This is a genomic window from Streptomyces candidus (assembly GCF_014207445.1).
Taxonomy (GTDB): Bacteria; Actinomycetota; Actinomycetes; order Streptomycetales; family Streptomycetaceae; genus Streptomyces; species Streptomyces candidus.
Genome location: NZ_JACHEM010000013.1, coordinates 213,135 through 232,907, shown reverse-complemented (window position 1 = coordinate 232,907; position 19,773 = coordinate 213,135). Strand labels below are relative to the sequence as shown.

17 protein-coding genes are annotated in these 19,773 nt (G+C 71.9%); 3 read left to right on the top strand and 14 right to left on the bottom strand.

What is annotated here, in order from left to right; translation table 11 throughout:
* Window position 1: 1 nt before the first annotated feature.
* The 4 genes from infB to rimP form a co-directional block, all read right to left on the bottom strand.
* Entirely contained in the window at window positions 2-3,166 is a 3,165-nt protein-coding gene (gene infB / locus HNQ79_RS34580) for a translation initiation factor IF-2 (protein ID WP_185034512.1), read from the bottom strand.
* A gap of 155 nt (window positions 3,167-3,321) precedes the next feature.
* Complete coding sequence (locus tag HNQ79_RS24305; RefSeq protein ID WP_185034511.1) at window positions 3,322-3,612, bottom strand: YlxR family protein; 291 nt, start codon at window positions 3,610-3,612, stop codon at window positions 3,322-3,324.
* 118 nt (window positions 3,613-3,730) lie between these two features.
* Window positions 3,731-4,783 (bottom strand): transcription termination factor NusA, encoded by a 1,053-nt coding sequence (gene nusA / locus HNQ79_RS24300; protein ID WP_185034510.1) that lies wholly within the window; start codon window positions 4,781-4,783, stop codon window positions 3,731-3,733.
* 2 nt (window positions 4,784-4,785) lie between these two features.
* Window positions 4,786-5,304, bottom strand: coding sequence for a ribosome maturation factor RimP (gene rimP, locus HNQ79_RS24295; protein WP_185034509.1), 519 nt, complete (start codon window positions 5,302-5,304; stop codon window positions 4,786-4,788).
* A 153-nt stretch (window positions 5,305-5,457) separates the two neighbouring features.
* Between rimP and HNQ79_RS24290 the strand changes: the two genes are divergently transcribed.
* Genes HNQ79_RS24290 through HNQ79_RS24280 form a run of 3 tightly spaced genes read left to right on the top strand, consistent with a single transcriptional unit; the run spans window position 5,458 to window position 7,314 of the window.
* On the top strand, window positions 5,458-5,955 hold the full coding sequence (locus tag HNQ79_RS24290; protein WP_185034508.1) for a hypothetical protein: 498 nt from the start codon (window positions 5,458-5,460) through the stop codon (window positions 5,953-5,955).
* The gene (locus tag HNQ79_RS24285) at window positions 5,952-6,386 is read left to right on the top strand and encodes a ferritin-like domain-containing protein (RefSeq protein ID WP_185034507.1); all 435 of its coding nucleotides are present in this window, start codon (window positions 5,952-5,954) and stop codon (window positions 6,384-6,386) included. The genes HNQ79_RS24290 and HNQ79_RS24285 overlap by 4 nt, the downstream gene beginning before the upstream one ends.
* A 31-nt stretch (window positions 6,387-6,417) precedes the next feature.
* Window positions 6,418-7,314, top strand: a complete 897-nt coding sequence (locus HNQ79_RS24280) for an aminoglycoside phosphotransferase family protein (protein ID WP_185034505.1) — start codon at window positions 6,418-6,420, stop codon at window positions 7,312-7,314.
* Window positions 7,315-7,593: 279 nt separating this feature from the next.
* On the opposite strand, the gene HNQ79_RS24275 is transcribed toward HNQ79_RS24280, so the two are convergent.
* The 10 genes from HNQ79_RS24275 to xylB form a co-directional block, all read right to left on the bottom strand.
* The gene (locus tag HNQ79_RS24275; protein WP_185034504.1) at window positions 7,594-9,291 is read right to left on the bottom strand and encodes a proline--tRNA ligase; all 1,698 of its coding nucleotides are present in this window, start codon (window positions 9,289-9,291) and stop codon (window positions 7,594-7,596) included.
* Between the two features lie 35 nt (window positions 9,292-9,326).
* Window positions 9,327-9,929: a GNAT family N-acetyltransferase gene (locus HNQ79_RS24270; RefSeq protein ID WP_185034503.1), complete on the bottom strand. Its 603-nt coding sequence runs from the start codon at window positions 9,927-9,929 to the stop codon at window positions 9,327-9,329.
* 32 nt (window positions 9,930-9,961) lie between these two features.
* Complete coding sequence (locus HNQ79_RS24265) at window positions 9,962-10,804, bottom strand: GNAT family N-acetyltransferase (RefSeq protein WP_185034603.1); 843 nt, start codon at window positions 10,802-10,804, stop codon at window positions 9,962-9,964.
* A gap of 134 nt (window positions 10,805-10,938) precedes the next feature.
* The gene (ispG, locus tag HNQ79_RS24260) at window positions 10,939-12,093 is read right to left on the bottom strand and encodes a flavodoxin-dependent (E)-4-hydroxy-3-methylbut-2-enyl-diphosphate synthase (protein ID WP_185034502.1); all 1,155 of its coding nucleotides are present in this window, start codon (window positions 12,091-12,093) and stop codon (window positions 10,939-10,941) included.
* Between the two features lie 169 nt (window positions 12,094-12,262).
* Window positions 12,263-13,564: a M50 family metallopeptidase gene (locus HNQ79_RS24255; RefSeq protein ID WP_185034501.1), complete on the bottom strand. Its 1,302-nt coding sequence runs from the start codon at window positions 13,562-13,564 to the stop codon at window positions 12,263-12,265.
* Window positions 13,561-14,826, bottom strand: coding sequence for a 1-deoxy-D-xylulose-5-phosphate reductoisomerase (gene dxr / locus HNQ79_RS24250; RefSeq protein WP_185034500.1), 1,266 nt, complete (start codon window positions 14,824-14,826; stop codon window positions 13,561-13,563). Before dxr ends, HNQ79_RS24255 begins: the two co-directional genes overlap by 4 nt.
* Window positions 14,827-14,959: 133 nt before the next feature.
* Window positions 14,960-15,280: a hypothetical protein gene (locus tag HNQ79_RS24245; RefSeq protein WP_185034499.1), complete on the bottom strand. Its 321-nt coding sequence runs from the start codon at window positions 15,278-15,280 to the stop codon at window positions 14,960-14,962.
* Complete coding sequence (locus HNQ79_RS24240; protein WP_185034498.1) at window positions 15,277-16,056, bottom strand: hypothetical protein; 780 nt, start codon at window positions 16,054-16,056, stop codon at window positions 15,277-15,279. Before HNQ79_RS24240 ends, HNQ79_RS24245 begins: the two co-directional genes overlap by 4 nt.
* Window positions 16,057-16,112: 56 nt before the next feature.
* Window positions 16,113-18,071 (bottom strand): acyl-CoA dehydrogenase family protein, encoded by a 1,959-nt coding sequence (locus tag HNQ79_RS24235; protein WP_185034496.1) that lies wholly within the window; start codon window positions 18,069-18,071, stop codon window positions 16,113-16,115.
* A 157-nt stretch (window positions 18,072-18,228) separates the two neighbouring features.
* On the bottom strand, window positions 18,229-19,731 hold the full coding sequence (gene xylB / locus HNQ79_RS24230) for a xylulokinase (RefSeq protein WP_185034494.1): 1,503 nt from the start codon (window positions 19,729-19,731) through the stop codon (window positions 18,229-18,231).
* Between the last annotated feature and the right edge of the window lie 42 nt (window positions 19,732-19,773).

Here is a 19,773-nt window from a genome sequence, read left to right as displayed (position 1 = left end):
GTCAGCCGCGCGGCTTCTCCCGCATCTCGTACGTCGCGATGACGTCGTCGATCTTGATGTCGTTGAAGTTGCCGAGGTTGATACCGCCCTCGAACCCTTCGCGGATCTCGGTGACGTCGTCCTTGAAGCGGCGCAGACCCTGGATGTTGAGGTCCTCGGCGACGACCTTGCCGTCGCGGATGAGGCGCGCCTTGGTGTTGCGCTTGACCTCGCCGGAGCGGATGAGAACACCCGCGATGTTGCCGAGCTTGGACGAGCGGAAGATCTCGCGGATCTCCGCGGTACCGAGCTCGACCTCCTCGTACTCCGGCTTGAGCATGCCCTTGAGCGCTGCTTCGATCTCCTCGATGGCCTGGTAGATCACCGAGTAGTAGCGGACGTCGACGCCCTCGCGCTCGGCCATCTGCTGAGCACGGCCGGCCGCACGGACGTTGAATCCGATGACGATGGCGTCGGAACCCGTCGCCAGGTCGATGTCGGACTCGGTGACCGCACCCACACCACGGTGCAGGACGCGGATGTCGACCTCGTCGGAGACGTCGAGCTGGAGCAGCGAGGACTCGAGGGCCTCCACCGAACCGGACGCGTCACCCTTGATGATGATGTTGAGGTCCTGCACCAGACCGGCCTTGAGGGCCTCGTCCAGGTTCTCCAGGGAGAACCGGACGCCACGGCGGGCGAACGCCGCGTTGCGCTCACGAGCGGCACGCTTCTCGGCGATCTGACGGGCCGTGCGGTCCTCCTCGACGACGAGGAAGTTGTCGCCGGCACCGGGGACGTTGGTGAGACCCAGCACCAGGACGGGGGTCGAGGGACCCGCTTCCTGCACGTTGTTGCCACGGTCGTCGAGCATGGCGCGCACGCGGCCGTAGGCGTCGCCGGCGACCATCGTGTCGCCGACGCGGAGGGTACCGCGCTGGACGAGGACGGTGGCGACGGCGCCGCGGCCCTTGTCGAGGTGGGCCTCGATCGCGATGCCCTGTGCGTCCATCTCCGCGTTCGCCCGAAGGTCGAGCGACGCGTCCGCGGTCAGGACCACGGCCTCCAGCAGGGAGTCGATGTTGAGCTCCTGCTTGGCGGAGATGTCGACGAACATCGTGTCGCCGCCGTACTCCTCGGCCACCAGACCGAACTCGGTGAGCTGACCGCGCACCTTGGTCGGGTCGGCGCCCTCGACGTCGATCTTGTTGACCGCGACCACGATCGGCACGTCGGCCGCCTTGGCGTGGTTCAGCGCCTCGATCGTCTGCGGCATCACACCGTCGTTGGCCGCGACCACGAGGATCGCGATGTCGGTGGACTTCGCACCACGGGCACGCATGGCGGTGAACGCCTCGTGACCGGGGGTGTCGATGAAGGTGATGGCGCGCTCTTCACCGTTGACCTCGGTGGCGACCTGGTACGCACCGATGTGCTGCGTGATGCCACCGGCCTCGCCCGCGACGACGTTCGTCTTGCGGATCGCGTCGAGGAGGCGGGTCTTGCCGTGGTCGACGTGACCCATGACGGTGACGACCGGCGGACGGGAGACGAGCATGTCCTCGCCGCCCTCGTCCTCGCCGAACTCGATGTCGAAGGACTCGAGCAGCTCGCGGTCCTCCTCCTCCGGGCTGACGATCTCCAGGACGAAGTTCATCTCGTCCGCGAGCAGCCTGAGGGTCTCGTCGGAGACGGACTGCGTGGCAGTGACCATCTCGCCGAGGTTCATCATCACGCCGACGAGCGACGCCGGGTTGGCGTTGATCTTCTCGGCGAAGTCGGTGAGTGAGGCACCGCGCGACAGGCGGACGGTCTGTCCGTTGCCGCGAGGCAGCATCACGCCGCCCACGGACGGGGCCTGCATGGCCTCGTACTCCTGGCGCCTCTGACGCTTCGACTTGCGACCGCGGCGCGCGGGACCGCCGGGACGGCCGAAGGCGCCCTGCGTACCACCACGTGCGTTGGGACCACCGGGACGGCCGGCGAAGCCGGGACGTCCACCGCCGCCGCCACCGGGACGACCGGCGAAGCCGCCGCCACCGCCACCGGGACCGGCCGGACGGCCTGCGAAGCCGCCGCCACCGCCACCCGGGCGACCGGCGAAGCCGCCGCCGCCACCGGGACGACCGCCGCCGCCACCGGGACGGCCCGCGCCGCCGGTGCCGGGACCGCGACCGCCGCCACCGGGACCGCCACCAGGACGGGGACCGGCAGCCGGACGCTGCGGCATCATGCCCGGGTTCGGGCGGTTGCCGGAGGGAGCGCCACCGCCGCCACCGGGACGCGGTGCGCCGCCCTGCGGGCGGGGCATGCCACCGGGGCTCGGACGGCCTGCGCCGCCCTGACCCTGCGGACGCGGGGCGCCGCCGGGGCCGCCCTGCGGGCGCGGAGCGCCACCGGGCGCACCGGCACCGCCGGGACGGGGCGCGCCACCGGGACGGGGCGCCTGGGGGCGCGCCATGCCGGTGGAACCGCCGGAGGTGAAGGGGTTGTTGCCGGGGCGGGGACCCGAGGGACGGGCGCCGCCGGGGCGCGGGGCGCCCTGACCGGCCGGACGTGCGGGACGGTCTCCGCCGCGCTCGCCGCCGCGGTTGTCGCGCTGGCCGCCCTCACGGGGGGCGCTGTCACGCTGGGCCGGGGCCGGACGGGCCGGACGCGGTCCGGGGGTGGCACCGGCGGGACGCGGGGCCTGCGGCGCTGCCGGGGCAGCGTTCTGGGCCGGCGCGTTCTGGGCCGGTGCGGGCGCGGAGAACTCGGCCTGCGGCACCGGGGTGACCGGGGCCGGCTTGGCCGCGGCGGGCTTGGGACCCGGACGCGGACCGGCGCTGGCCGGGGACGCGGCGGGGGCCGTGGGCTCGCTCTTGGGGGCCTCGGCGGCGGCCGGCTTGGGGGCCGGTGCGCCGGGCTTGGGGGCACCGGGGCGGGGAGCCGCCGGTGCCGGGGTGTCCGCGGACGGTGCCGCGGGCTTGGCAGGCGTCGCCTTGCGGGGCGCGCCGGGCTTCGCTGCGGACTTGCCGGCGTTGCCGCCGGGGCCCTGCAGTGCGTCAGTCAACTTGCGTACCACTGGCGCCTCGATCGTCGAGGACGCCGAACGTACGAATTCACCAAGTTCTTGGAGTTTGGCCATGACGACCTTGCTCTCCACACCGAACTCCTTGGCGAGTTCGTATACCCGGACCTTAGCCACTTCGCTCCTTTTAGGTCCGGGTTGAACGCCGGACCGTCGCTACTTCATGGGCGTACTCATCGCGTACTCATCGAGTGCTCATCGCAATCTCGACCTACTTCCAACTCGCGAGGTACCTGACCGCACGGGGACCCGTGCCGTTCGTTTGTTGCGTCTTACGGTGTCGCCTGCCCGACGTCGCGCGCCACGTATTTCTCCAGTGGCGCGGTGTCGAGCGGTCCCTGGCCCCGAAAGGCCCGGGGGAACGCCCGGCGGCGGACCGCCAGGTCGTAACAGGCGGAGGCGGGGTGTACGTAAGCACCCCGGCCGGGCAGCGTACCGCGAGGATCGGGGACACACTCACCCTCGATCACCACGATGCGCAGCAAATCGCTCTTGGCCGCTCGCTCCCGGCAACCCACACAGGTTCGCTCAGGGCATGCGCCGGTCTGCGTTTGGCCAGACACGACTAAGTCTACCTCCCCGCACCGACCTCACCCCTTGGGGGCAAGGATCGACAAGCTGTTCGTCAAAAAAGATGTGGCCCGGGTCTCACCCGGGCCCACATCGCGACGTCCGTGCCTCTCAGCCCCGGTCGTCCCGGCGGTCACGGCCGTCACCGTTGTCACGGCGGTACTCACCGGGCTCCTCACCTTCGGCGAGTTCCTCGGTGTCCGGGCGGATGTCGATGCGCCATCCCGTGAGGCGGGCGGCCAGACGGGCGTTCTGGCCCTCCTTGCCGATCGCCAGCGAGAGCTGGTAGTCCGGCACGGTCACCCGGGCCGAACGGGTCGACATGTCGACCACCTCGACCTTGGAGACACGGGCCGGGGACAGCGCGTTGGCGACCATCTCGGCCGGGTCGTCGGACCAGTCGACGATGTCGATCTTCTCGCCGTGCAGTTCGGCCATGACATTGCGCACACGGCTGCCCATCGGGCCGATGCAGGCGCCCTTGGGGTTGATGCCGGAGCGCGTCGAGCGGACCGCGATCTTGGTGCGGTGGCCGGCCTCGCGGGCGATGGCCTCGATGACCACCGAACCGTCGGCGATCTCCGGAACCTCCAGCGCGAACAGCTTCTTCACCAGGTTGGGGTGGGTGCGCGAGAGCGTCACGGACGGACCGCGGACGCCCTTGGCGACCCGGACGACGAAGGCGCGCAGGCGCAGGCCGTGCGTGTACTCCTCGCCGGGGACCTGTTCCTGCACCGGCAGGATGGCCTCCAGCTTGCCGATGTCGACCAGGACGTTCTTGGGGTCCTTGCCCTGCTGCACGAGGCCGACGACGACCTCGCCCTCGATGCCGGCGTACTCGCCGAAGGTCTGGTCGTCCTCGGCGTCGCGCAGCCGCTGGAGGATGACCTGCTTGGCGGTGCTGGCGGCGATGCGGCCGAAGTCGTCCGGGGTGTCGTCGAACTCCTTGGGCTCCTGGCCCTCTTCGAGGTCCGCCGGGTCCTCCTTCGCCCACACCGTGATCTTGCCGCTCTCACGGTCGAGCTTCACCCGGGCGCGGCGGAAGCTGCCGTCGGTGCGGTGGTACGCGATGAGGAGGGCCTGCTCGATCGCCTCGACCAGTACCTCGAAGGAGATCTCCTTCTCCCGTACCAAACCCCGCAGGGCGCTCATGTCGATGTCCACGGCTACGCCTCCTCTTCCTTCTCGTCGTTCACGTCTTCGTTCTTGTCCTTGCGGTTGAACTCGACCTCGACGCGGGCCTTCGCGATGTCGGCGAACTCCACGCGGCGGGCGGTGGGCCTGCGCCCCTTCACGCCCGGCACTTCCAGGTCGAGCCCGTCCTCGTCGACGACGAGGATGCGGGCGGTCAGCTCGGCGCCGTCGCTCAGCGTGAGCCTGGCGAGGCGGCCGGTGGCCCGTACGTAGTGGCGGTGCTCGGTGAGCGGGCGGTCCGCGCCCGGGGAGCCGACTTCGAGGACGTACTCCTCGTCGCCCATCACGTCGCTCTCGTCGAGCTTCTCCGAGATCGCCCGGCTGACCTCGGCACACGCGTCGAGTTCGACGCCCTCGTCCGAGTCCACGACGATTCTCAGCACGCGGCGCCTGCCTGCCTTGGCCACCTCGATCTCTTCGAGGTCCAGGTCCTGGGCGGCGACCAGCGGTGCCAGCAGTTCGCGCAGCCTGTCGCTCTGGGTGGTGCTCATCCGGGTGACTCCTCGGCCGCGTGTGCTGTTGTCTGTTTCGTCGTGTGTCAGATCAAAGGGTATCCGGTCCGGAGGGGTGTTGCCGTCAGTCCACCGGACACCGCGGGTACGCTCGCCTGCGGTGATCACCCGGGAACCGAGGGAGACGGACACGTGCGCACGCCCACCACTCGCAGACGTGCGCTGGCATGGAGCACAGCCGCCGCGGCGGGCCTCCTGGCCGGCTGCTCGGACGGCTCAGGACCCGCCGGTTCCGCCGGTACGGAGACGGGCCCGACCGCACGGAAGGCAGCCGTCCGGCTCCGCGAGTCGTCCGCACGGACCAGCCTGGACCTGCTGGCCCACTACGACGCCCTGCTGAAGAGGCACCCCGCCCAGGGGGCCCGGCTGAAGCCGCTGCGCACCCAGGTGGCCCGGCACGCCGAGGTGCTGCGCGGCGAGGGCCGCCGCGTCGCCGGGCGGCCCCCGGTGTCGGTGGCCGCCGACCCCCGCGCCGCCGTGCAGGAACTCGCGGCGGCCGAACAGCGCGCCAGTGACGCCCATCTGGCCGCTCTCGGCGGGGCCACCCCCGAGCTGGCACGCCTGCTGGCGTCGGTGGCTGCGGCGGCTGCCGCCCACGCGTACCTGCTGACGGACGGAGCCGAGGGATGACGCTGGACGCGGTACAGGCGGCGCTGGCCGCCGAGCACGCGGCCCTGTACGGGTACGGGGTGGTCGGCGGCCGGCTCGGCGCCGAGCGCCGCGCCGAGGCCCGTGAGGCGCACGACGCCCACCGCTCACGGCGCGACGCACTGGTCCGCTCGGTGCGCGACCTGGGCGGCACGCCGGTCGTCGCGGAGGCCGCGTACGCCCTGCCCTTCCCGGTGCCCGACGCGGCGACGGCCGCGCAGCTTGCCGCGGTACTGGAGGACCGGATCGCCGGGGTGTACTCGGACCTCGTACGCGCCGCCCAGGGCCCGCTGCGGCGGGAGGCGGCCGGGGCGCTGCGGGAGGCGGCGGTGCGGGCGGTCCGCTGGCGGGGCAGCAGCGTAGCCTTTCCTGGGCTCGCCGAACTGACCACTTCGGTACGCGAAGGCGTGTAAGCCCTACGAATCAAAGGAGAGCACGCCACCTATGGCTTTCGAACCGTCGCAACGCCTGGTGAGGGCGCTGGCCGAGGCGCAGGGGGAATCGGCCGCGGCCGACTGGCTGGAGCGGCTTCCTTCGCTGGCCCAGGAGGCCATCGACGGGCGGGAGTTGACGGTCGAACGCGTCCAGGCGCCGGGGGGCCGCAGCAGCATGGTGGTGCTGGTACGACGGCCCGACGGCACCCAGGGCGCGCTCAAACTCGCCCCGGAGGCGGCGCACCCCGAGCGGGAACGGGCCGCGCTCGCGCACTGGAACGGCTGGGGTGCCGTCCAGCTCGCCGAGGTCGAGTCCCCCGACGGTGCACTGCTGCTGGAACGCCTCCACTGCGAGGTGTCGCTGCGCTCGCTGCCGGAGGCGAAGGCGCTGCTGGAGGCCGCCGACCTCGTACGGAAGCTGTGGGTGGCCCCGGCCGAGGGGCACCCCTTCGAAACGGTCGAGGAGCGCACCGGCCGGCAGAGCGGCCCGATGCGCGAGGCGCCGCAGGAGCTGACGCCGCTGGTCGACGCGGCGCTCGCGGCCCGCGACTCCCTGGTGGCCTCCTCCCCCGAACTCCTGCTTCTGCACGGCAACTTCCGGCAGGGCAAGGTCCTCGGCGGCGACCGGACCCCATGGCTGGCCGTCGGCCCCGACCCGCTGGTGGGCGAGCGCGCGTACGACCTGGCCCGGCTCGTCCGCGACCGCATCGACGACCAGATCGCCACCGCCGCCGGCTCCCCCGCCACCCGGCGCCGGATCAACCGCCTCGCCGACTCCCTCGACGTGGACCGCGAGCGGCTGCACGGCTGGACCCTGTTCCGCGCGGTGGAGTCGGGCACCCGCGCCCTCGCGGCGGGCCGGACGCAGGACGGCGAAATGCTGCTGGAGTTCGCGAGCTGGCTGTAGGCCGTGGGGTGGAGCCTGGGGGCGGGTGTGCGCGCACCCCGCCCCCACGTGCCCGGCATGTGGGTCAGGCGCCCTTGGCCAGGACGTCGACGAGGCTGGTGAGCTGCGGTGGGGCGTCACCTGGCGCGGCTGATCAGGTCGTACGGGTAGGGCTGCCGGTACACGTAGGGCGGGTGTACACACGGCCCGTGCACGTACGGCCCGTGCACGTACCGCCGAAGGCCCCGCACCGGATGCCGGTGCGGGGCCTTCGGCCTTGCTGAGGTGCCAATCTGTCGGCTACTGGGCGGTCAGGCGGGCGATCGCCTCGTCCACCGTCAGTTCCTCGCGCTCGCCGGTGCGGCGGTCCTTCAGCTCCAGGACGCCGTCGGCGGCACGGCGGCCCGCGACCAGGATCTTCGGGACGCCGATCAGCTCGGAGTCGGTGAACTTCACGCCGGGCGAGACGCCGGGGCGCTCGTCGACCAGGACGCGCAGGCCCGCCTCGGCCAGCTTCTCGGCGACCTCGACGGCCAGCTCCGTCTGGAGGGCCTTGCCCGCCGCGACGACGTGCACGTCGGCCGGGGCGACCTCGGCCGGCCAGCACAGACCCTTCTCGTCGGCGGACTGCTCGGCGAGTGCGGCCACGGCGCGCGAGACGCCGATGCCGTACGAACCCATGGTCACGCGGACCGGCTTGCCCTGCTGGCCGAGCACGTCCAGGGAGAACGTGTCGGCGTACTTGCGGCCGAGCTGGAAGATGTGGCCGATCTCGATGGCGCGGTCCAGCTTGAGGCCGGTGCCGCAGGTGGGGCACGGGTCGCCCTCTTCGACGACGACCACGTCGAGGTAGTCGTCGACCTCGAAGTCGCGGCCGGCCACAACGTTCTTGGCGTGCGTGTCGACCTTGTTGGCGCCGGTGATCCAGGCGGTGCCGGGGGCCACGCGGGGGTCGGCGATGTAGCGGACCTTGGCGAGGCCCTGCGGGCCGACGTAGCCGCGTACGAGGTCGTCGCGGCCCTCGAAGTCCTCGGCGGTGACCAGCTCGACGACGGCCGGGGCGAGGTGCTCGCCCAGCTTGCCGAGGTCGACCTCGCGGTCGCCGGGCACGCCGACGGCGACGATCTCGCCGTCCACCTTGACCAGGAGGTTCTTCAGGGTCGCCGAGGCGTCGACGCCGAGCTGCGCGGCGAGCGTCTCGATGGTGGGGGTGTCGGGCGTGTCCAGATCCTCGGCGGCGGGGTGCGTGGCGCCCTCGACGGCCTTGAGGGGGAAGGTGACGGCCTCGGTGTTCGCGGCGTAGTCGCAGTGCGGGCAGTCCGCGAAGGTGTCCTCGCCGGCGGCGGCCGGGGCCAGGAACTCCTCGGATGCCGAGCCGCCCATGGCGCCGGAGACGGCGGACACGATGCGGTGGTCCAGGCCGAGCCGGTTGAAGATCTTGATGTACGCCTCGCGGTGCAGGCGGTACGACTCGGCGAGACCCTCGTCGGTGGTGTCGAAGGAGTACGAGTCCTTCATCTGGAACTCGCGGCCGCGCAGGACGCCGGAGCGGGGGCGGGCCTCGTCGCGGTACTTGGTCTGGATCTGGTAGAGCATCACGGGCAGGTCCTTGTAGGACGTGCACTGGTCCTTGACCGTCTGGGTGAAGATCTCCTCGTGGGTGGGGCCCAGGAGGTAGTCGGCACCCTTGCGGTCCTTGAGGCGGAAGAGCAGGTCGCCGTACTCCTCCCAGCGGCCGGACGCCTCGTAGGCCTCCTTGGGCAGGAGGGCGGGCAGCAGCACCTCCTGGGCGCCGATGGCGTCCATCTCCTCGCGCACGACGCGCGAGATGTTGTCCAGCACCTTCTTGCCGAGCGGCAGCCAGGTCCAGATGCCGGCCGCGTTGCGACGTACGTAACCGGCGCGGACCAGCAGCTTGTGGCTGAGGGTCTCGGCGTCCGCCGGGTCGTCGCGCAATGTCTTGACCATCAAACGGGACATGCGCTGGACCTGGGCCATGGTGAACTCCTGCTCGGAAGGGTGATGTCAGGAGGTTAGCCGGGGGGTGGGGGCGGGCGGAAATCGGTTCCGGAGGGGGCCGGGCCGTCGCCGGGCCGCGCGCGGCGCCGCAGCGGCAACCGCGCGCCCATCACCGCGTACGGGCGCGGCGCGCTCGGGAAGAGGACCTGCTGGGCGAGATCCGTGTAGCCCAGCGACCGGTACAGCGCCCGCGCCGGACTCTCGATGTCGATCGCGGAGAGGATCGACCGCGGCTCCGCGGCCCCGTCCGTGATCGTCGTGATCAGGGCCCGCCCCACGCCCCGGGCCTGGAAGTCCGGGTGGACGTGCAGTTCGGTGATGACGAAGGAGTCGTCGAGCCACCCGTCCCGGTCGTACCGGCGCAGGTACGGCTCGACGACCGTCGACCACCAGTGCGCGCGGTCGTTCGGCATCCCGTACACGAATCCGGCGAGCCGTCCGTCGGGCGTCGTCGCGCCGAGCGCCCGCGCTCCGGGATTCGTCATGTGGCGCAGGACGATGTGGCGGCGCACCCCCACCTCGTCCGCGCCGAGCCCGAAGGCGACCGCCTGCACGGCGAGCGCCTCGTCCACGTGGGCGGCGAGGTCGAGGGGGCCGACCCGTACGTCATCCGTCATGGCCGCACCCTAGCCGCCGCGGCACCCGGGCTTCAGAACAGGACGCTCATGAACTCGCCGACCTCGCGGAATCCGACCCGCCGGTAGGACGCCCTGGCGGGGGCGTTGAAGTCGTTGACGTAGAGGCTGACGACGGGCGCGACGTCGGCGAGGGCGTGCCGCAGGACCGCGGCCATGCCGGTCACGGAGAGGCCGCGGCCGCGGTGTTCGGGGGCGACCCAGACGCCCTGGATCTGACAGGCGTCGGGGGTGACGGCGCCGATCTCGGCCTTGAAGACGACCTTGCCGTCCTCCGTGCGGGCGAAGGCGCGTCCGGCGCCGACGAGTTCGGCGACCCTGGCCTGGTAGAGGAGCCCGCCGTCGCCGGCCATCGGGGAGACGCCGACCTCCTCGGTGAACATGGCGACGCAGGCGGGCATGATCACGTCCATCTCGTCCTTGCGGATGCGGCGGACGAGCGGGTCGGGCGTGATGTCGTCGGGCATCCGGTCGGCGACCATCAGCGGCTGGTGGGGGCGGACGTCCCGGGCGGGGCCCCAGCTGGGTTCGAGCAGCCGCCACAGTTCGGCGGTGGGCTCGGCGGGACCGACGAGCGAGGAGCAGCGGCGGCCGGTGCGCCGGGCCCGTTCCGCGAAGGCGCGTACCGCCTCGGGGGTGGCGCAGATCGGCACGAGGTTGGCGCCCGAGTAGCAGAGGCTGCGCAGCCGCCCGCCCTCGTACCAGCCCCACATCTCGCCGCCGAGCCGCCAGGGATCGAGGCCCGCGACCTTGACCCGGGAGGTCACGAACGCGTTGTTGACGGGCTCGCTCTCCAACAGGTCCATGGCCTCGTCCAGATCGGCTGGTGCGAGGACGCGGGTGGTGGTCGTCGTCAACACGTGGAGGCCTCACCGGTACGGATTCGCTGATCTCCGCACTGTACCCGCGCCGTTCGAAAGCACCCACCCGGACGGAAAAGCCCCGCGCCCGGCCGGTGCCGGGGCGGGGCTCCTCGGGGAACGCGGCGGGGTCAGCTGATGGAGACCTCGGGTTCGCCGGACGGGATGCCGTCCTTCTCCATCTGCTCGGCGATCTTCATCGCCTCTTCGATGAGGGTCTCCACGATCTTCGACTCGGGGACGGTCTTGATGACCTCGCCCTTGACGAAGATCTGGCCCTTGCCGTTGCCGGAGGCGACGCCGAGGTCGGCCTCGCGGGCCTCGCCGGGGCCGTTGACGACACAGCCCATGACGGCGACCCGCAGCGGCACCTCCATGCCCTCCAGACCGGCGCTGACCTGGTCGGCGAGCTTGTAGACGTCGACCTGGGCGCGGCCGCAGGACGGGCAGGAGACGATCTCCAGGCGGCGCTGGCGGAGGTTGAGGGACTCCAGGATCTGGATGCCGACCTTGATCTCCTCGACCGGCGGGGCGGAGAGCGAGACGCGGATGGTGTCGCCGATGCCCTCGGAGAGCAGGGCGCCGAAGGCGACGGCCGACTTGATGGTGCCCTGGAAGGCGGGTCCGGCCTCGGTGACGCCGAGGTGCAGCGGGTAGTCGCACTGGGCGGCCAGCTGGCGGTAGGCGTTGACCATCACGACCGGGTCGTTGTGCTTGACCGAGATCTTGATGTCGCCGAAGCCGTGCTCCTCGAAGAGGGAGGCTTCCCACAGGGCGGACTCCACGAGGGCTTCCGGGGTGGCCTTGCCGTACTTCTTGAGCAGGCGGGCGTCGAGGGAGCCCGCGTTGACGCCGATGCGGATCGGGGTGCCGCTGTCGCGCGCGGCGTGCGCGATCTCCTTGACCTTGTCGTCGAACTGCTTGATGTTGCCGGGATTGACCCGCACGGCCGCGCAGCCCGCGTCGATCGCGGCGAAGACGTACTTCGGCTGGAAGTGGATGTCGGCGATCACCGGGATCTGCGACTTCTTGGCGATGGTGGCGAGCGCGTCGGCGTCGTCCTGCGTGGGGCAGGCGACGCGCACGATCTGGCAGCCGGACGCGGTGAGCTCGGCGATCTGCTGGAGCGTCGCGCCGATGTCGGACGTCCGGGTGGTCGTCATCGACTGCACCGACACGGGAGCGTCCCCGCCGACCGCCACGGTACCGACCTGGATCTTGCGGCTGACCCTCCGGTCGGCGAGCTTCGTCGGAACGGACGGCATTCCGAGAGAAATTGCAGTCATCTGCTGTGCAACCCCAAGTGTGGATCTAGGTCCCGGGACGATCGGCGGGCTCCGGTCTTACAGGGCTTCGAGCGTACGTCACCCTGCACGACCGGAGTACACCACGTCGACAAATCCACTCAATGGAGCGTTACGGGATGTCCCGCTGCGTACCGGGGCTCCCGCCGCGTCACGAGATGCGGACGGGGTTGACCACGTCCGCGACCAGCACCAGCACGGTGAAGCAGATGAACAGGCCCGCGACGACGTACGCCACCGGCATGAGCTTCGCGACGTCGAAGGGGCCCGGGTCGGGCCGCCGGAACACCTTCGCCACGTTGCGCCGCAGCGACTCCCACAGAGCTCCCGCGATGTGCCCGCCGTCGAGCGGGAGCAGCGGCAGCATGTTGAACAGGAACAGGGAGAGGTTGAAGCCCGCGACGAGGAACAGCATCATCGCGACGGTGTTCTCCATCGGCAGTCCGAGGCCGAGGATCTCGCCGCCGACCCGGGCCGCTCCGACCACGCCCATCGGGGAGTCGGCCTGCCGTTCCTCGCCGAGGAACGCCGCGTTCCACAGGGCGGGGATCTTGGAGGGCAGGGCGAGGAGCGAGTCGACACCGGACTGGACGATGACGCCCATGTGGTCGACGGACTCGGTGAAGGTCAGCGGGATCGTGGCGCTGGCCGGGCCGAAGCCGAGGTAGCCGGCCTCGACGTACTCGTCCTTGACCGGGTCGCCGTTCGCGTCCTTCTTGAGGACCTTGTTGGTGGTCAGGGTCGCGTTCAGGACCTTCTGCTCGCCGTCGCGCTCGACGGTGAGGGTGGCCGCGCCCTTGGTGGCGCGGATGCGGTCGGAGAGGGTGGCCCAGTCGGCGATCGGCTGTCCGTCGAAGGCGACGATCCGGTCGCCCTTCTGGAGTCCGGCGGCCTTGGCGGGGGACGGCTTGTCCGCGGCCGTGCACGCGCGGTTGTCGCTCTGCGAGACCACGCACGGGACGACGGAGTCGACGGTGGTCGTCGACTTGTTGATGCCGACGAACATGAACACGCTGAGGAACAGGGCGACGGCGAGGATCAGGTTCATGAACGGGCCGGCGAACATCACGATGACGCGCTTCCACGGCTTGCGCGTGTAGAAGAGCCGGGTCTCGTCGCCGGGCTGCAGTTCCTCGTACGCGGCCGAACGGGCGTCCTCGATCATGCCGCGCCACGGCGAGGTGGAGCGGGCCTCGATGCGGCCGTCCTTGCCGGGCGGGAACATGCCGATCATGCGGATGTAGCCGCCGAGCGGGATGGCCTTGATGCCGTACTCGGTGTCGCCCTTCTTCTTCGACCAGAGGGTGGGACCGAAGCCGACCATGTACTGCGGCACCCGTACGCCGAAGAGCTTGGCGGTGGAGAGGTGGCCGAGTTCGTGCCAGGCGATCGAGACGAGCAGCCCGACGAAGAAGATGACTATCCCGAGGACCGTCAACAGGATGGACGTCATGCGCGGGCCTCCGCTGTTGCCTTCGTTGCCTTGCCGGCTGCCAGTTCGCGGGCGCGGGTGCGCGCCCAGGTTTCTGCTTCCAGGACGTCCGCGACCGTGAGGGAAGTTCCCGGAGCGGGTGTGCCGTGTTCGGCGACCACGTCAGCGACCGTATCCACGATTCCTGTGAAGGGCAGCCGTCCTGCGAGGAACGCGTCGACGCATTCCTCGTTCGCGGCATTGAACACCGCCGGGGCCGTGCCCGCGAGTTCTCCGACGTGGCGGGCGAGTCCCACCGAGGGGAACGCCTCGGTGTCCAGCGGGAAGAACTCCCAGGTGGAGGCTCTGGACCAGTCGAAGGCGGGCGCCGCGTCGGGTACCCGTTCGGGCCATCCGATGCCGAGCGCGATGGGGCCGCGCATGTCGGGCGGGGTGGCCTGGGCCAGTGTGGAGCCGTCGATGAATTCCACCATCGAGTGGACGTAGGACTGCGGGTGGACGACGACCTCGATGCGGTCGAAGGGGATGTCGTAGAGGAGGTGCGCCTCGATGACCTCCAGGCCCTTGTTGACGAGGGTGGCGGAGTTGACGGTGATGACGGGGCCCATCGCCCAGGTGGGGTGGGCGAGCGCGTCCTCGCGGGTGACGCCCGCCAGCTCCGCCCGGGTACGGCCGCGGAACGGGCCGCCGGAGGCGGTGACGACGAGCTTGCGCACGTCGCTGCGCTTGCCGCCGGCCAGCGCCTGGAAGAGGGCGGCGTGTTCGGAGTCGACGGGGATGATCTGTCCCGGCTTCGCGAGGGCCTTGACCAGCGGGCCGCCGACGATCAGCGACTCCTTGTTGGCGAGGGCGAGGGTGCGGCCCGCTTCGAGGGCGGCGAGCGTGGGCGCGAGACCGATGGAGCCCGTGATGCCGTTGAGAACGGTGTGGCAGTCGGACGCGGCGAGGTGGGTGGCTGCGTCGGGGCCGGCCAGGATCTCGGGGAGCGGATCGCTGCCGTACCGCTCCTTCAGTGCCTCGCGCAGCGCGGGGACGACCTCCTCGCGGGCGACCGCGACCGCGCGTACCCGCAGCTGCCGCGCCTGGCCGGCGAGCAGGCCGACCTGGGAGCCGGCCGCCGAGAGGGCGGTGATCCGGAAGCGGCCGGGGTTGCGCAGGACCAGGTCGATGGCCTGGGTGCCGATGGAGCCGGTGGAGCCGAGGACGACGATGTCGCGCGGCCCTTCGGTCACGGCTCCGTAGCGGAGGTGCGGGTCGGCGAGGGGGGCTGGACTGTCGGTCATCCTCCCATTGTGTCCCGCGCGCGGGGGCCGGTGGACAGGGATCCCCCGCACGGGTCGCTTCCCGGCCGTCGGCCGCCGCGCCCGATGGCCGGTTCTCGTCGTGTGCGGAGGCGCGGCCGGCCCGGCCGGGCGCTCAGCTCTGCGCGTCCAGTGCCGCCAGCCCCTCCTCCCAGCGGGCCCTGCGCTCGGCTTCGCTCTGCTCCCACCAGGGGGTGCCGCGCTCGCCGAGGGCGACCTTCGCGGTCTGGACGCGGGCCCGAGCGGTACGTTCGGCCTCGGGGTCCTCTGCGCGGTGGGCGGCGGCGATGGCGCGGCGGGCGGCCATGAGGTGTGCGCGCAGCCGGGCGCCGGCCTCTTCCGGGATGTGCGGGTCGGTGGCCCGCCAGCGTCGGCCGTTGACCACGATGTACCGGCCGTCGGGTGTGTGCGGGGGTTGCCTGGCGTCGCCTGTCACGGGCGTGAGTCTGCCACTCGCCCCCGCCCGTACCCTCGCTGTCCGTTCGTCGTGGACCATTTTTCCCACTGGGCGTCCAGGACGTCCTTCGGTACCCCGCCGGGGTCGGCCGCCGCCAGCGCCTCGGCCCGGAAGGAGAGAAGGCTCGCGCCGTCCCGCAGGACGGTCAGGTACTCGTACGTGGTGCGCCCGGCGTCCCGTACGTCGTGCAGGGTCAGCCGGTACGCCTGTGCCTCGTCGCCGAGCCCGGCCGGGGCGGGCAGCTTCCGCACGGCCGTGTACGTCGCCGTGACCGCACCGCCGGCCGTTGCGCCCCGCCTCTCGGCGAAGCCGTCCCTGCACTCGGCGCCGGCCGTGCGCAGTTCCTCCATCACCGCGGCCGCGCGCCCCGCCCCGTACGAGCGCAGTTGCACGGCGACGTCCACACCCTGCGGCTTCGCGGGGTCGCCGAGCCGGCGGTGCACCTGGGCGACCGGGCCGCCCCGGACGGAGGTGAGGCCGACGAGGGGCTGGCAGACGGGCGGGGTGGCCGAGTAGCGGTCGCTCAACGGGCCCCCGGATACGGTGAATTCGCCGGTGCGGTACGGGCCGACGGCCTCCCCCGGGCTGAGGGCGCGGACGTTGAGCGCGGCCTGGGTGAGGGGCCGCGGGCCGGCTGCGGGCCTGCCGTCCGCGGACGGCTCGGCGGAACCGGCGCAGCCCGTCAGGGCGGCCGCGCAGCAGAGCGCACCGGCCATCGTCCGTACCACCGCGTGCTTCCCGTACCCCTTGTTCATGTGCACATCGTGGGGCACGGGAAGGTGCGGTGTCATCCGCCCCGAGCGGTCGGCGGTCAGCGGACGGGGTGGTGGACGTTGTCGTTCTTCGCCGGGCCGGGGGTGGCGTCGGCGATCCACGGGCCGTCGCCGCTCGGGTCGACGATGCCCCGCTCCAGCCAGGTGTACGTACCGGACAGGACGCCCTTGACGACCTTGTGGTCGAGGTCGTCGGTGTTGGTCCACAGCCGGTTGAGGAGTTCCTCGGTGCGGATGCGGGACTGCCGGCAGAAGGCGTCGGCGAGCTGGTACGCCTCGCGGCCGTACTCCTCGGTGGTGCGCAGGAGTTCGGCGCGCACGCAGGCCGCGCTCATCGCGAAGAGTTCGGCGCCGATGTCGACGATCCGGCCCAGGAAGCCCTGTTTGGTCTCCATCCGGCCCTGCCAGCGCGACATCGCGTAGAAGGTGGAGCGGGCCAGTTTGCGGGAGGTGCGTTCGACGTAGCGCAGGTGGCCGGACAGGTCGGTGTGCCCGTCGGGGTGGAACTCGCTGTAGGTGCGCGGGAGCTGTCCGGGGCCGGTGACCAGTTTGGGCAGCCAGCGGGCGTAGAAGCCGGTCGCCTGCACGCCCGCCTTCGCCTTGTCGGAGAGGGACTTGTCGGGGTCGATGATGTCGCCGGCCACCTTCAGGTGCGCGTCGACGGCCTCGCGCGCGATGAGGAGGTGCATGATCTCCGTCGACCCTTCGAAGATCCGGTTGATCCGCAGGTCGCGGAGGATCTGCTCGGCGGGTACGGCGCGTTCGCCGCGCGCGGCGAGGGAGTCGGCGGTCTCGAAGCCGCGCCCGCCGCGGATCTGGACCAGTTCGTCGGCCATGAGCCAGGCCATCTCGGAGCCGTACAGCTTGGCGAGCGCCGCTTCGATGCGGATGTCGTTGCGGTCCTCGTCGGCCATCTGCGAGGAGAGGTCGAGGACGGCTTCCAGGGCGAAGGTGGTGGCGGCGATGAAGGAGATCTTCGAGCCGACGGCCTCGTGGTGGGCGACCGGCTTGCCCCACTGCTCGCGGACCGCGGACCACTCGCGGGCGATCTTCAGGCACCACTTGCCCGCGCCGACGCACATGGCGGGCAGCGAGAGGCGGCCGGTGTTCAGCGTCGTCAGCGCGATCTTGAGTCCCGCCCCCTCGGGTCCGATGCGGTTCGCGGCGGGGACGCGGACCTGGTGGAAGCGGGTGACGCCGTTCTCCAGGCCGCGCAGGCCCATGAAGGCGTTGCGGTGCTCGACGGTGACGCCCGGGGAGTCGGCCTCGACGACGAAGGCGGTGATGCCGCCCTTGTTCCCGTCGGTCCTCGGTACGCGGGCCATCACCACGAGGAGGTCGGCGACGACGCCGTTGGTGGTCCACAGCTTCACGCCGTCGAGGATGTACGCGTCGTCGCCGTCCGGTACGGCGGAGGTGGCGAGCCGTGCGGGGTCGGAGCCGACGTCCGGCTCGGTGAGCAGGAACGCGGAGATGTCGGTACGGGCCAGCCGGGGCAGGAACGCGTCCTTCTGCTCCTGGGTGCCGAACAGTTTCAGCGGCTGCGGTACGCCGATGGACTGGTGGGCGGAGAGCAGCGCGCCGATGGCCGGGCTGGCGGAGCCCACCAGGGCGAGCGCCTTGTTGTAGTACACCTGGGTGAGGCCCAGTCCCCCGTACTTCCGGTCGATCTTCATGCCGAGCGCGCCGAGCTCCTTGAGCCCGTTGACCGTCTCGTCGGGGATGCGGTCCTCGCGCTCGATGCGGGCGCCGTCGATCTCGTTCTCGCAGAAGGCGCGGAGCCCGGCGAGGAAGGCCTCGCCGCGCTCGGCGTCCTCGGTCGGCGGCATCGGGTGCGGGTGGATGAGGTCGAGACGGAAGCGGCCGAGGAAGAGTTCCTTGGCGAAACTCGGTTTGCGCCAGTCCTGCTCGCGGGCGTCCTCGGCGACCCGGCGGGCTTCGCGTTCGGTGACTTTGGGCTGACCTGGGGGCTGGTTGTGCGCGTGTGGTGCGGACATGAGGCTCACCTCGCCGCGAGTCGGGATCAAGGGCCCGGACGACTGCGTACCGTAACGATCTGCCTGTACGGCTACCGACCGGTGCTACCCGATCGTATGTACCCCATCGCGCCCATCCCCACCAGTCCTCGCACAGCCCTCGCACCGGGCGGTCGCCCTACTGCCGGCCGGCCGCGGAGGGCGCGGTCCAGGTCCGGGCGGCCTGCCCCAGCACGCCCTCGATGCGGTCCCAGGCTGCCGAGTCCCTGGTGAGCGGGGGCAGTTCGGTGCCCTTGTCCGCTCCCCAGCCGACGGCGACGGCGATGGGGTCCGCGGCGGTGGCCGCTCCGGCGGCGAGGGCGGCGGCGCCCAGGGCGACCAGTTCGGTGGCGGCGGGCAGGACGACGGGGCGGCCGGAGAGGCGGCGGACGGTGTTCACCCAGGTGCGGCCCTGCGCACCGCCGCCGATGAGGCGCAGGGGGCGGGACGCGACGTCCGGGGCGTGCGGGTCGGCGCCGCAGGCGGCGAGGAGTTCGTTCAGGGCGCGCAGGACGGTGAAGGCGGCACCCTCGTAGGCCGCGCCGAGGATCTGCTGGGGGGTGGTGGCGTGGCGCAGGCCGGTGAGCAGGCCACTGGCGTGCGGCAGGTCGGGGGTGCGTTCGCCGTCGAGGTACGGCAGGAGCACGGCTCCTTCGCCGGGTGCGGCGTCCTCGCGGTCCAGGCGCAACAGGTCGGCGACCCTGTCGACGGCGAGGGTGCAGTTGAGGGTGCAGCCGAGCGGGAGGTGGGTGCCGTCGGTGGCGGCGAAGCCGTTGATGCCGGGGCTGACGGGGCGGGCGCGGGTGGCGGCGAAGACGGTGCCGGAGGTGCCGAGGGAGACGACGGGGTGGTCGAGGAGGCCTTCGCCGCCGAGGCCCAGGCCCACGGCGGCGGCCATGTTGTCGCCGGTCCCGGCGGCGACCGGGAGCCCTTCGGGGAGGCCCAGGGCAGCGGCGGCCCGCGGGGTGAGGGTGCCGACGCGGGTGGCGCCGGTGGGGGCGACCTCGGGGAGCAGCTTCTCGTCGAGGCCGAGGAGCTGGAGGATCTCCGCGTCGTACGCGCCGTCGGCGGTGGAGTACCAGCCGGTGCCGGAGGCGTCGCCGGGGTCGGTGGCGGCGACGCCCGTGAGGCGTTCGGTGAGGTAGTCGTGCGGGAGGCGCACCGCGGCGGTGGCGGCGGCGAGGTGCGGCTCGTTCTCGCGCAGCCACTGCCAGGTGGTGGCGGTGATCGAGGCGACGGGGACGGAGCCGGTGCGGGCGAGCCACCAGTCCTGGCCGCGGGTGTCGGCGAGGTGGGCGGCCTGGGGGGCGGAGCGGGTGTCGTTCCAGAGGACCGCGGGGCGCAGCGGGCGGCCGTGGGCGTCCAGGGCGACGAGGCCGTGCTGCTGGCCGGCCACCGCGAGGGCGGTGACCTGGTCGGACCGTACGGCTGCCGCCCCGAGTGCGGTGGTGACGGCGTCGCCGAGCGCCCGCCACCACTGCTCGGGGTCGCTCTCGCGGGCGCCGTCGCTGCCTGTGACGGTGTGCGGGGCGCGGCCGAGACCCAGGATGCGGCCGCTCTCCAGGTCGACGACGGCGGCCTTGGTCGACTGGGTGGAGCTGTCCACACCGATGACGACGGGGGCGTGCGGGGCGGTTGCCATCGGGTGGATCTCCCTGGGTGCGGTGGGGACGGGCGGAAGGCG